The 12,034-nt window shown below is 74.3% G+C and carries 8 protein-coding genes; all 8 read right to left on the minus strand.

Annotation, left to right across the window (positions count from 1 at the left end; translation table 11 throughout):
• Window positions 1–38: 38 nt before the first annotated feature.
• The 8 genes from galE to ACRWK8_RS13955 all read right to left on the minus strand — a co-directional run bounded on the left by galE (window position 39) and on the right by ACRWK8_RS13955 (window position 11,889).
• Window positions 39–1,052 carry a UDP-glucose 4-epimerase GalE gene (gene galE / locus ACRWK8_RS13920; RefSeq protein WP_378742455.1) on the minus strand — a complete coding sequence of 338 codons (1,014 nt, stop codon included), beginning with the start codon at window positions 1,050–1,052 and terminating at the stop codon, window positions 39–41.
• A 150-nt stretch (window positions 1,053–1,202) separates the two neighbouring features.
• Window positions 1,203–3,662, minus strand: a complete 2,460-nt coding sequence (locus tag ACRWK8_RS13925) for a DUF8508 domain-containing protein (RefSeq protein ID WP_378742155.1) — start codon at window positions 3,660–3,662, stop codon at window positions 1,203–1,205.
• Between the two features lie 215 nt (window positions 3,663–3,877).
• Window positions 3,878–4,777 carry a hypothetical protein gene (locus tag ACRWK8_RS13930; protein ID WP_431870659.1) on the minus strand — a complete coding sequence of 300 codons (900 nt, stop codon included), beginning with the start codon at window positions 4,775–4,777 and terminating at the stop codon, window positions 3,878–3,880.
• Window positions 4,699–5,895: a GTP-binding protein gene (locus ACRWK8_RS13935; protein ID WP_431870661.1), complete on the minus strand. Its 1,197-nt coding sequence runs from the start codon at window positions 5,893–5,895 to the stop codon at window positions 4,699–4,701. Before ACRWK8_RS13935 ends, ACRWK8_RS13930 begins: the two co-directional genes overlap by 79 nt.
• 187 nt (window positions 5,896–6,082) lie before the next feature.
• Window positions 6,083–8,620: a polynucleotide kinase-phosphatase gene (locus ACRWK8_RS13940; RefSeq protein WP_431870672.1), complete on the minus strand. Its 2,538-nt coding sequence runs from the start codon at window positions 8,618–8,620 to the stop codon at window positions 6,083–6,085.
• 50 nt (window positions 8,621–8,670) lie between these two features.
• On the minus strand, window positions 8,671–10,191 hold the full coding sequence (locus tag ACRWK8_RS13945; RefSeq protein WP_431870663.1) for a 3' terminal RNA ribose 2'-O-methyltransferase Hen1: 1,521 nt from the start codon (window positions 10,189–10,191) through the stop codon (window positions 8,671–8,673).
• 63 nt (window positions 10,192–10,254) lie between these two features.
• Window positions 10,255–10,737, minus strand: a complete 483-nt coding sequence (locus tag ACRWK8_RS13950; RefSeq protein ID WP_431870665.1) for a hypothetical protein — start codon at window positions 10,735–10,737, stop codon at window positions 10,255–10,257.
• Between the two features lie 117 nt (window positions 10,738–10,854).
• Window positions 10,855–11,889, minus strand: coding sequence for a hypothetical protein (locus tag ACRWK8_RS13955; RefSeq protein WP_378742146.1), 1,035 nt, complete (start codon window positions 11,887–11,889; stop codon window positions 10,855–10,857).
• Window positions 11,890–12,034 lie beyond the last annotated feature (145 nt).

A 12,034-nucleotide genomic window follows, 5' to 3' on the forward strand; every position in this document is an offset into this window, starting at 1 on the left:
ACGCGGACCGGGTGTCCGGACCAGGTGTCCGGCGCGGCTCAGCCCGCGAACCCTCCGGGGTTGGCGGACTGCCAGCGCCAGGTGTCGCGGCAGGCGTCGTCCACGGTCAGCTCCGCCTTCCAGCCCAGGTCACGGGAGGCGGCCGAGGGGTCGGCGTAGCAGACGGCGATGTCGCCGGGGCGCCGCGCGGTGACCGCGTACGGGACCGGCGACCCGGTGGCGCGCTCGAAGGCGCGCAGGCTCTCCATGACCGAGGTGCCCTGGCCGGTGCCGAGGTTGTAGACGCGGTGGCCCGGTGCGTCGGCGAGGTGGTCCACGGCGGCCAGGTGGCCCCCGGCCAGGTCCACCACGTGCAGGTAGTCGCGCACTCCGGTGCCGTCCGGGGTGTCGTAGTCGTCCCCGTACACGTGGAGCCGCTCACGGCGGCCGGCGGCGACCTGGGCGATGTACGGGAAGAGGTTGTTCGGGACGCCTTGGGGGTCCTCACCGATCAGGCCGCTGGGGTGGGCGCCGATCGGGTTGAAGTAGCGCAGGGAGATGATCCGCCACCGCCGGTCCGCGGTGGCGAGGTCGTCGAGGACGCGCTCCGCGAACAGCTTGGTGTTGCCGTAGGGGTTGGTGGTCGACAGCTCGGCGTCCTCCGGGATGGGTACGCGCCGGGGGTCGCCGTAGACCGTGGCGGAGGAGCTGAGGACGAGGTCGCGCACCCCGGCCTCGTCCATGACCTCGCAGAGGGTCAGCAGGGCGTCGAGGTTGTTGCGGTAGTAGCGCAGGGGTTGCTCGACGGACTCGCCCACCGCCTTGAACCCGGCCAGGTGGATGACGGCGTCGATCTCGTGCTCCGCGAACACCGCGCGCATGGCCCCGGGGTCGGTGCAGTCCACCCGGTGGAAGGCGACCGTGCGGCCCGTGATCCGCTCGACCCGGCGGACGGCCTCCTCGTGGCTGTTCACGAGGGAGTCGACGACCACGACACCGTGCCCGGCTTCGAGGAGTGCGACCGCGGTGTGGGTGCCGATGTACCCGGCGCCACCGGTGAGCAGTACGTTCATCATCGCTTCCCTGGGGTGGGCGGTGCGGACCCTCCCAGGATAGGGGCGCGGTGCGACCGGGCGGGAGGACCCTCGCGACGTGTCGGACCACCCCGGGTGCAAGGGGGCGGGCACCGTCTCCGGTGCCCGCCCCGTCGTGTCAGGGGGTGGTCACCTCCGGCCCGGAGAGGTGCTGCGCCGGGTGTCGATCCGCAGGACCTGCGGGTCGTGGTCGCTGACCTGGTCGTGGAACTCGGAGTTGATCCGGGCGATCTCGTAGTCGACCCGTCCGGCCAGGGCACCGTTGACCAGGATGTGGTCGAGGGCCTGGGAGTTGCCGTCGAAGACGTAGTTGTAGCCCTCGCCCTCGCCCAGCAGGTCCACCATGGGGTTGGTGAGCGTGCCGTCGCCGGTGAGGATGTCCAGGGTGGTCGAGAACTGGAAGTCGTTCAGGTCGCCCATCACCACGAGGTTGGCGTCGGGGTCGGCGGCGAGGAGGTCGTCGGCGAACTCGCGGACCAGGGTGGCCTGCCGGTGGCGCTGGGTCTCGCTGGTCCGGCGGGGCGGCTGGTTGACGCCGTGCAGGGATTCGTCGCCGCCCTTGGCGTTGAAGTGGTTGGTGACCACGTACACGTCGCGGTTGAGCGCGCGGAAGTGGCCGACCAGGGGCTTGCGGCTGGAGTTCCAGGCCTCGTCCGTCGGCGCGATCCGGCCCGGGGAGACGGACAGGCCGACGCCGCGCTCGCCCTCCACCACCTCCACGGGGGTGGTGGCGTCGCCGCCCTCGACGTCCACGAACTGGACCCTGGCGGGGTCGAAGAGGAAGGCGTTGCGGATGTTCCCGCCGGGCACTCCGCCGTCCTTCTTGTCCTCGGGGCTGATCTCCCGCCACTCATAGGCGGGACCGCCCGCCGCCGCGATGGCGTCGACCAGGCGGTCCAGGGTGACGTCGGCGGCCACGACGCCGTCGTCGGTCTCACTGCTGTTGTCCTGGATCTCCTCCAGTCCGACGATGTCCGGCGAGCCCAGGTAGCTCACGAACCCCTCCGCGAGGGCGTCGAAGTCGGCCTGGTCGTCCGCGCCGCCGAGGTTCTCGACGTTGTAGGTGGCCACGCCGATCTCGTGCCGCGCGGTGTCGCGGACCGGGACGCGCTCCAGGTCGCCGGGGACGTGCTCGCCCAGGCTGGTGGCGCGGATCAGGTAGCCACCGAACCGGCTGTAGGAGACGGGGCCCTCGGTGACGCCCGCGAGGGTGTCACCGACGTCGGCCTTCGGGAAGGGGCGCACGTCGCGGTCGAGCAGCGACTCGATCTTCACGCGGCCGGTGTTGGGGTCGTCGTAGGAGCCGTAGTGCACGCCGCCGTTGGGGGTGGGGTTCCGGTCGGGCCGGGTGGTCACCCACAGGGCGTGGTAGCCGTCGGTGGCCCCGACGACGGGGGCGTCCTCCACCCGGACGGTCATGTGCTCGTGGGCGGCCCAGAAGTCCAGGGCGTACTCGTCGGGCCGGAGTTCGAGCTCGGTGACGTCGCCGCCGTGGTCGGGGGCGAGGGCCTCGGGGATCGTGTCGGCGTCGAGCAGGACCGCCTCGGGCAGGTCGTTGCCCCGGGAGAGCGTGGTCCAGCGGGCCTTCTCCAGCTGGGTCGTGGTCTGTGCGCCCGCCTGGGGGCGGTACTCGCCCACCTGTCCGGCGGCCAGGACCTCGTCACCGACCGCGACGTCGGGGGTGGTGGATCCGGTGAGGACGAAGAGGGCCTCACTGGTGCGCGGGTCGCCGTCGCCCTCGGTGTCCTGGAACCAGAAGCCGCGGGCGCTGCCGAAGGCGTTGACGGCGGTGACCACGCCGGGCAGGCCGGTCACCTGCTCCCCGGCGTACGGGGAGGTGCGGGTGGTGCCCTGGACGTCGTGGATGCGCAGGTCACCGGGCTCGACCGGCTCCTCGGGCTCTCCCCCGCCGGGGCCCTCGACCGTCTCGCCCGCACTGTTGGTGGGGGTCGGCTCGCCCACGGTGAAGTCGGCGGAGTTGTTCCCGGAGTGGGTGAACGCCCCGTCCCGGGAGGCGGAGGTGGTGTTGCCGGTCCCGGGCGCGGGTGCCCCGGCGTGGACCACGGCGTCGCCGTACCCGACGACGTCGACGATCGTGCCGTCCTCGGCGCAGGTGACGGCGGTGCGGCACTCGACGGGGTCGGTGCCCTCCACCAGGAGCACGGCCCCGGCGGAGGCCGACATGTTGGTGTTGCCGGTGTCGTCGGGGGTGGGGAGGTCGGTGGTGCCGCCCGTGCCCGCCGCCTGGCGGATGAGGTGGTGCTCACCTGCGGCGACGGCGCCGCTGAGCGGGGTCACCTGGACCCGGGTGTTCGGGCCGGGGCGCGCGGGCAGGTACTGCACGCTCCACCCGGTGAGGTCGACGTCGGCGGCGGTGGGGTTGCCCAGCTCGACGAAGTCGTGGCGCAGCTGCGCGCCGCTGTTGCCGCCACCACCGTAGACCTCGCTGATCACGGGGGTGTCGGCGGCGGCGAGGGCGGGCAGCGGGGCCACGAGGCTGGCGCCCAGGGCGGCGGCCGCGAGCGCGGCGGCGGAGGCGAGGGTTCTCCGGCGGACCGGGACCGTGGCTCTGGAGGGGGTTGGGGACACGCCTGCTCCGGTTTCTGCGGGGATCGGGGGATCTGTGCGGCCACATCATCGCCGTCACGGGTGTCCGCTTGAAGGAGTGCGCGTGAAATGAAGGCGTCCCGGTGTCCGATTGTTGTGATCCCACCATGATCGGCGGCCCGGACCCCGGTGTGATCCTCCAAGGTCCGGGCCGCCCTCGCCCCACTGGTCCGGTCCACGGCCGTGGGCGGCGCGGTCTACCCGCCGGTCCCGGCGCGGCCCGCGTTGCCCAGGTGCACCAGGTACGCGTCGGGGTCCAGCGGGTTGCCGTCGGTGCGGTTCCGGCGCGGGGGCCGCCCCCGGACCGGCCGGTCACCCGCCGGTCGGCTCACCCAGGCGCCCTCGCCCCGGGTGGCCCCCGCGAGCGCCGCGCCGACGGTGTGGGCTTCACCCGCCCCGACCTCGCCGGTCACCCGCCAGGTGTCCCCCTCGGCCTCGGTCTCCCGGACCCGGGCCCCGTGCCCGCCGAGCAGGGAGAGCACGGCGCTGAGCTCGGTGGCGGGCACCGACAGCTCGAACGCGTGCACCGGAGCGAACACGCGGCTCCCCGCGCGTTCCAGGGCCCGCAGGGTCACCATCGGCACCAGGTGACGGAAGTGGGCCGCCTCCGTGAGCGGGGCGACGTAGCCGCTCCGCACCAGCGTCACCACGCAGTCGGTCACCGGCCACCCGTGGAGCCCCTGCCCGAGGGCGCCGCGCACGGCGTCCTCCACCGCCCGGTCGTAGGCGGGCAGCAGCGCCCCCAGTTCCGTCTCACGCCGGAACACCACACCGCAGCCGTCCTCGCCCGGTTCCACACGCAGCCCGACGGTGACCGGGCCACCGATCTCCCGGGCGAGGTCGACCGGTTCGACCGCGGTGCCGGAGCCGCACGGGCGTTCGGTGTGCACCACGTCGCTGGGCGCGAAGACCGCCTCGACCCGGAAGTCCTCGGACAGGGTGGCGGCCACGACCTCCTTCTGCACCTCGCCGTGGAGCAGGACGGACAGCCCCTCCCCCGGCACCGTGCGCAGCCGGATCAGGGGGTCCTGGTCCGAGAGCGCGGCCAGGGCCGAGTGGAGTCGGTTCGCGTCCTCCGGACGGACCGGCCGGACCACCGACTCCAGCGCCGGCCGGGCCAGGGGCGGGGCGGGGTGGGCCGACCGATCCGGTCACCGACCCGCAACCCGGGCAGGCCCCGGATCCGGCCGATTCCACCGGCGGTGAGGGGCCGGTCCCGCTCGCCCTCGGACCCGACCACCTCCAGCCGTGTGAGGCGTCCCTCGTGCGGTGCCCCGTCGGCGGGATCGGCGCGCTCGAACCTCACCCGGTCCCGAGCGCGCAGGGCTCCTTCGTACAGCCGCAGGTAGCCGGTCTTCTCGCCGGTCGGTGAGCGCTCGATCGCGAACACGGTGCCCCTGGGCTCCTCGGCGGCGTCCTCCCGCGCGGTGCCGTGGCAGTCGCCTCCGACGAGGTCGGGCCCGGGGTGGGCGGGCAGCAGGTCCGTGAGGGCCGACGTGAGCTTGGGGACCCCCTCCCCGGTGATCGCGGAACCCGACAGCACCGGGTGCGCGAGGCCGCGCAGGACCTGGGAGCGCAGGGTGGCGCGCAGGGCGGCGGGGCCCGGGAGCGGCCGGTCCTCGACCACGGCGGCCAGGAGCGCGTCGTCGTGTTCGGCGAGGAACTCCGCCGTGCGGGCGGCGTGTCCGGGGTCGTCCGGATCGTGGGCGCGCACCCGCGCGCGGGCGGATCCCGCGTCCGTGACGGAGTCCAGGGCGAGGGCGCGGTCGGTGAGGCGGTGCCGGATCTCCTCGAACACGCGCCCGGGCGCGGCGGCGCCCCGGTCGATCTTGTTGACGAACAGCAGCACCGGCAGGCGCATCTGGCGCAGCACCCGCATGAGCATGCGGGTGTGGGGTTGCACGCCCTCCACGGCGGACAACACCAGGACGGCGCCGTCGAGCACGGCGAGGGCGCGTTCGACCTCCGCGACGAAGTCGGTGTGGCCGGGGGTGTCGATCAGGTTGACCTGGACGGGGCCGGCCCGGAAGGACGCCACGGCGGTGCGCACGGTGATGCCGCGTTCACGTTCGATCCGGCCGGTGTCGGTCTGGGTGTCGCCGGTGTCGACGCCGCCGAGCCGGTCGGTGGCACCGGCGTCGAAGAGCAGGCGCTCGGTGAGGCTGGTCTTACCCGCGTCGACGTGCGCGAGGATGCCGATGTTCAGGGTGGTCACGTGCGGTTCCCAGGAGTGGTTCGATCCGGATGGTGGTCTCGGAGCTTCCGTGGGATCGCCGCATGCCGCCGGCCTCTCTGTCGTCGGTTCTGATCAGGGAAAGCATGCGGACACGGACGCGGGGCGCGCAAGGGGTTTTCCCGCGCGCCCCGCGTCCTCGACCGGCTCGGCCCGGCTGCCGCCCCGGCTACAGCCGAGGGTCGACCGGCTCGGTCTCCAGGGCGAGCACCGCGAAGACCGGTTGGTGCACCCGCCATAGCGGTTCACCTGCGGCCAGGCGGGTCAGTGCCTCCAGCCCGAGCTTGTGCTCGCGCATGGCCAGCCCGTTCTTGCGGCCGAGCCCGCGGTCCTTCAGCACCGCGATCCGCCCCGGGTCGGTGTAGTCGGCCCCGTAGACGATCCGCAGGTACTCGGGGCCACGTACCTTCAGGCCCGGCTGAGCGAGCCCCTTGCGGCCCTTCGCGCGGGGGCCGAGCAGGGGCTTGACCACCATGCCCTCGCCACCGTGGTCGACCATCTCGCGCCACCAGGCGGCGGCCGCCGCGCGGGAGGCCGGGTCGGTGGTGTCCACGACCCGGTAGCGGGTGGCCCGGACCATCCCTCCGTCCCCGGCGAGCTGCTCGGCCACGCCCATGTGCCAGAGGTGGTCGGCGTCGCCGTACTCCTTCCCCTCAGTGGCCAGGAGCGCGAAGGGGGCGTAGCGCAGCCCGTCCGCGCCCTCGGTGTCCCAGGTGTGGCGGCGGTAGACCTCGCTGAACGCCTCGGTCTGCTCGGTGCGGCGGTCGATGGTCGCGGCGAGCCCGGCGACGTCCACGCCCCGGGCCGTCGCCGCCGTGAGGGCGGCGGAGGCGGCGGGCAGGGAGGCCCGAGCGGCGGCCCCCACGGAGGCGTACTGCTCCCGGATGAGGGTGTGCGCCTTGGCGGACCAGGGCAGCATCTCGCCGTCCAGGGCCAGCCAGTCGGTACCGAGCCGGTCCCAGAGCCCGGCCTCGGTCACCGCCCGACGCAGTCGGTCCACCACCCCGCCCTGGACCTCGGGGTCCCGGAAGAAGGGGCGCCCGGTGCGGGTGTACACGGTACCGAGTTCACCCGGGACGAAGCGGCGCGCGGCCGCGGCCTGGTCGCGGCACAGCACCGCCACCGCCCGCGAGCCCATGTGCTTCTCCTGGCAGACCACCTCACCGATACCGGAGCCCAGATAGGCGGTGAAGGCCTCGTCCGGGTGCTCCAGCAGCTCGGGGTCGGCGGCGGTCGGCGCCGGAGCCATGGTCGGCGGCAGGTACACCAGCCAGCGGGGGTCCACCGAGAACCGGCTCATGACCTCCAGTGCGGCCATGGTGCTCTCGGGTGAGGCGCGCACGGTGCCGAACCCGGTCTCGACGGAGAGCCCGGCGTGGGAGTCGCTCGCGCCGACGTCCCCGATGTCGATGACCTGGCCGCTGCCGCGCTCGACGGGCTCGGGCGGGGACTCCACCAGGGGCCGCACGGGTGCGTACCAGGTACGCTCGGCGTCCACGTCAACGATCTCCCGCTCGGGGTAGCGCAGCGCGGTGAGCCTGCCGCCGAACACGCAGCCGGTGTCCAGGCAGAGGGTGCGGTTGACCCACTCGGCCCTGTGCGTGGGCACGTGACCGTAGACCACAGTGGCCCGGCCCCGGTAGTCGCGGGCCCAGGGCAGACGGATCGGCAGGCCGAACTCGTCGGTCTCGCCGGTGGTCTCGCCGTACAGCGCGAAGGAGCGCACCCGGCCCGAGGCGCGGTTGTGGTACTCCTCCTTGAGTCCGGCGTGCGCGACCACCAGGTCGCCGCCGTCCAGCACCAGGTGGCTGACCAGGCCGTCGCAGAACTCCAGGACCTCCTTGCGGAACTCCTCGCTCTCGCGGCCCAGCTGCTCCACGGTCTCGGCCAGGCCGTGGGTGAGGCGGCCCTTGCCCGTCCTGAGGTAGCGGACCAGCTTGTTCTCGTGGTTGCCGGGCACGCAGAGGGCGTCGCCGTCGGCGACCATTCCCATGACCAGGCGCAGGACGCCGGGGCTGTCGGGGCCCCGGTCCACGAGGTCACCGACGAACACCGCCGTGCGGCCGTCGGGGTGCCGGGCGCCGACCGGTCGGCCCCGGTCGTCGCGGCGCAGCGCGTAGCCGAGCTCCGCCAGCAGACTCTCCAGTTCGGAGCGGCAGCCGTGGACGTCACCGACGATGTCGAAGGGGCCGGTGAGCTCGGTCCGCTCCGGCCAGGGGCGCTCCAGCTCGATCCGGACGGCGTCGATCTCCTCCTGCCCCTTGAGCACGTACGTCCGCCGGATCCCCTCACGGGACATCCGCTTGAGGCCCTCCCTGAGGTCGCGGCGCTGGCGGCGGATCACGTGGTCCCCGAAGTCGCGGTCGGGGCGCGCGCGGTTGCGTTCGCGGGCCACCGACTCCGGCACGTCGAGGACGATCGCCGTGGTGAGGACGTCGTTGTCCTTCGCGATACGGACGAGCTGGTCACGGGCCCGGCGCTGGACGTTGGTGGCGTCCACCACGGTGAGCAGACCGCGCCGCAGCCGGATGCCCACGATCGTGCCCAACAGGGCGAAGGCGTCGGCGGTGGCGCTCTGGTCGTTCTCGTCGTCGCTGACCACGCCCCGGCAGAAGTCGGAGCCGATCACCTGCGTGGGCTCGAAGTGCCGGGCGGCGAAGGTGGACTTGCCCGAGCCGGAGACCCCGACCAGCAGGACGAGCCCCATCCGGGGCACGCCGAGCACGCGGGGCTCGCGGCCCTCGTCGTTCGGCTCGTTCACTTGGTGAAGACTCCCATCTGGGTCGGTGCGCCGGTCTCGGGGTGTTCGGGACCCACCGGGAGGCGGCGGACGGCGTAGCCGTGCGCGGCGGCGACCCGGTCGGTCCAGGCGGCGAACTCGGCGCGGGTCCACTCGAAGCGGTGGTCGGCGTGCCGGAACTCCCCCTCGGCCAGTCCCTCGTAGTGGCGGTTGTACTCGGCGTTGGGCGTGGTGACCACGACGACCCGGGGTGCGGCGTCACCGAAGACGACCTGTTCCATGGCGGGCAGCCGGGAGGGGTCGAGGTGCTCGACGACCTCCATGAGCACCGCCGCGTCGTGGCCCCGGAAGCGCCGGTCCCGGTAGACGACGGAGCCCAGCAGCAGTTCGGGGCGGGCCCCGGGCGCCGAGCGGTCCTCGTGGGCGTCGGCGAGGAGCGGCCGGTGGCGCCCGCCGCCGCCCGGGTGGCAGCCCCCGCAGAGCCTGCGGTGGGCGGCCTCCAGGCTGCCGAGGTGGACGTCCACACCGGTGACGCGCTCCAGGGAGCGGTCGCGGACCAGACGCTCCAGCAGCCTGCCCCCGCCGCAGCCGAGGTCGATGACGCTGGTGGCCCGTTCGGCGCCCAGGGCCGCCGTGACCGCGCCCGCGCGCTGGTCGGCCAGGGAGGGCTCGCGCTCCTCGACGGCCGGGTCGCGCGGGACCGTGGCGGCGCCGGGCGCCTCGGCGGTGGCGTCCTCGTCGTCCGGCCCTGGTTCGAGGTCTCCGGCCTCCTCCAGGCGCGCCAGGGCGGTACGCACGTACCTCTCCCTGCGGGCGAGGAAGCGACGGGAGATCCAGGCGCGCTCGGGGTGTCCGGCCAGCCAGCCCGGGCCGTCCTCTCCGACGACCCCGTCGACCGGTGCGCCGCCCGCCCGCAGGAGCTTGTCGATCTCGGTGGAGTCGACCCAGTAGTGCTTGTGGCCCCCCTCCATCGCGGGCAGCAGCACGTACAGGTGGCTCAGCGCCTCGGACAGCCGCAGGGTGCCGGTCAGGGTGAGCGACAGGTAGTGCGAGTCTCCCCACCCGGGCAGTCCGGGGTCGAGCGGGACCGGAACGGCCTCCACCGTCCAGCCCAGGGGCTCGAAGAGTGCCCGCGCCCTCTCGGGGCCGGGGCGGCAGGGCACGGCGGGCAGGTGCAGGACCAGCGGGAGGGGTGTGCGGGCCAGTTCGGGGCGCCGCTCGCTCGTCCCCCGGATCGCGGACCGCAGCACCCGGCCCAGCGCCACCGTGAACAGCGAGGAGGAGGCGTAGGGGCGGTCGTTCACGTACTGGGCGAGGGCGAAGTCCGGGGTGCTCACCGACGTCCGCGAGCGCAGCAGCGCCCGCGGGTCCACCTCCAGGAGGAGCGCGGCCGTGCAGCGTTCGTCGGTGGCCTCGGGGTAGAAGACGTGCGCCGTCCCGAAGGACTGCTCGAAGCTCTGCGCCTTGTCGGGGTGCTTGTGCAGCAGGTGTCCGAGGTCCGTCGCCGGCTGGGCCGTGGTGGTGATCGTCAGTAGCACCCGTGCATTGTTTCCGACCGGGCCGGTACCGACCAGTGCTTTTCGGTCCGGTCGGGTACGGGGTCAGACCCCGGCGGTGTCCCGGGTGCCCCGGGAACGGGTGGTCAGCAGCGCGGCGAGGGCGACCGGCAGGGGGAGGGAGACCAGGGTCAGGAGGTACCAGGGCACCCACGGGCTGGTGAGGTCGGCGAGGTCCGGGAACCGGTCCCACAGCCAGGTCTCCAGGACGATGGCCCCGCTGGAGGCGGCCACGCTCAGGACCAGGTAGAGGGGCAGGGAGTACAGGACGACGGCGAGGGGGCGGGGCACGCGCGTCAGTCTCAGCAGGAGCAGGGCCAGGGCGGGGGCGACGAGCAGGGTCACGGCCCCGGCGGCGAGCCCGGCGCCGATGTTGGCCCCGACCACCTCGTCGGACTGGACCGCGACGAGGAGGGTGCTGACCAGGAAGCCGAGGCCCTCGGCCAGGAGTGCCGCGCCCGCGCCCGCGGCGAGGCCGAGGAGTGCGGCGCGGAGCGGGGAGATCGCTTCGGGGGTCGTCTTCGTCATGTCACCAGTCTGTGCCGCCGCCACCCGCACCGCATGAGTACTCCTACTCACCCCGTGCGACGCCCGTTCCGTGCTCCCGTGGGGCGGGACGCCCGACCCGGTCCCGGCCCGCCCGGGTCACCGGGTGACGTCGTCCCCGGGCGTGGGGCGCGGGTCCACCCCGAGCTCGGACATGGCCAGGGCGGCCTCGGTGCGCGGGGAGCCGAAGAAGGCCCAGGGCACATCGCAGACGTACCGGCCGACCATGCCCAGGTGCCAGCGGGCCAGGTCCGCCTCTCCCGCCCGGTGGAAGGCCCAGCCGAACAGGTGGTGGGCCTGGACGTCCCGCACGTGCGGCACGGCCGCCGACGCCCACCCCTGGGCGAGCTCGAACAGCTCGCGGACGGCGTCTCCGTGCAGGCGCCCCATCGCCATGGAGCTGATGTACGCGCTGTTGCCCTCCCGGACGAGGCGGCGCTGCTCGCCCCGCAGGTACTCGGCGTGGGCCAGGGCGAGGACGGACGGCAGCGGGCTGCCCTCGGGCGCGGTGTCCGCGGCCGCCCCGGCGGCGGCGAACATCTCCTCCGCCGACCCTCCTCGGGAGGGGGCCAGCGAGCGGACCCGAGTCACGTGCGCCGGGTACAGGTGCGGCGCCCGGGAGACCGACTCGGTCCAGGCCTCCTCCCGCTCCGGGTGCTCCCCCAGCCCCATCGCGACGGTCTGGAGCGCGGCCCAGGGGGCGGCGTCGTCGGGGTTGAGCCGGGCGGACTCCCGGAGGGGGTCGCGAGCCTCGTGCAGGGCGGCCTCGAAGGCCTTGCGGTCGGCCTGACCGGCACCGGCCCCGCCGGAGGGCAGGGTCACGGCGCGGGCGAGCAGGGCGTGGCCGAGCCAGAGCAGGGCGTCGGCGGGGTCGGCACCCTCACCGACCAGCCCCGCGATCTCGTCGGGGCGGTCCACGGCGGCCCGGCCCAGGGCCTCGGCCTGGTAGGTACGGGCCTCGGGGTCCTCCCTGGTCTCCACGAGCAGGGTCGCGCCCGCCTCCGCGTCGCCCTCGCGTACCGCCTCACAGGCGGCGCGCACCAGGGGGTCCGTTCCGTAGGAGGCCGACACCAGCACCGCCTCCAGGTCGGTGCCCTGGAGGCCCCGCCCCGGTTTCCATCCGAATCGCCACATGCCAGCGAGGTTAGGACATGCGGAGGGGAACACGGACGGGGGGGGGGGGGGGGGGGGGGGGGGGGGCGGGGGGGGGGGGGGGGGGGGGGGGGGGAGGGGGGGGGGGGGGGGGGGGGGGGGGGGGGGGGGGGGGGGGGGGGGGGGG

It is taken from the genome of Nocardiopsis eucommiae, from assembly GCF_965344335.1.
GTDB lineage: Bacteria > Actinomycetota > Actinomycetes > Streptosporangiales > Streptosporangiaceae > Nocardiopsis > Nocardiopsis eucommiae.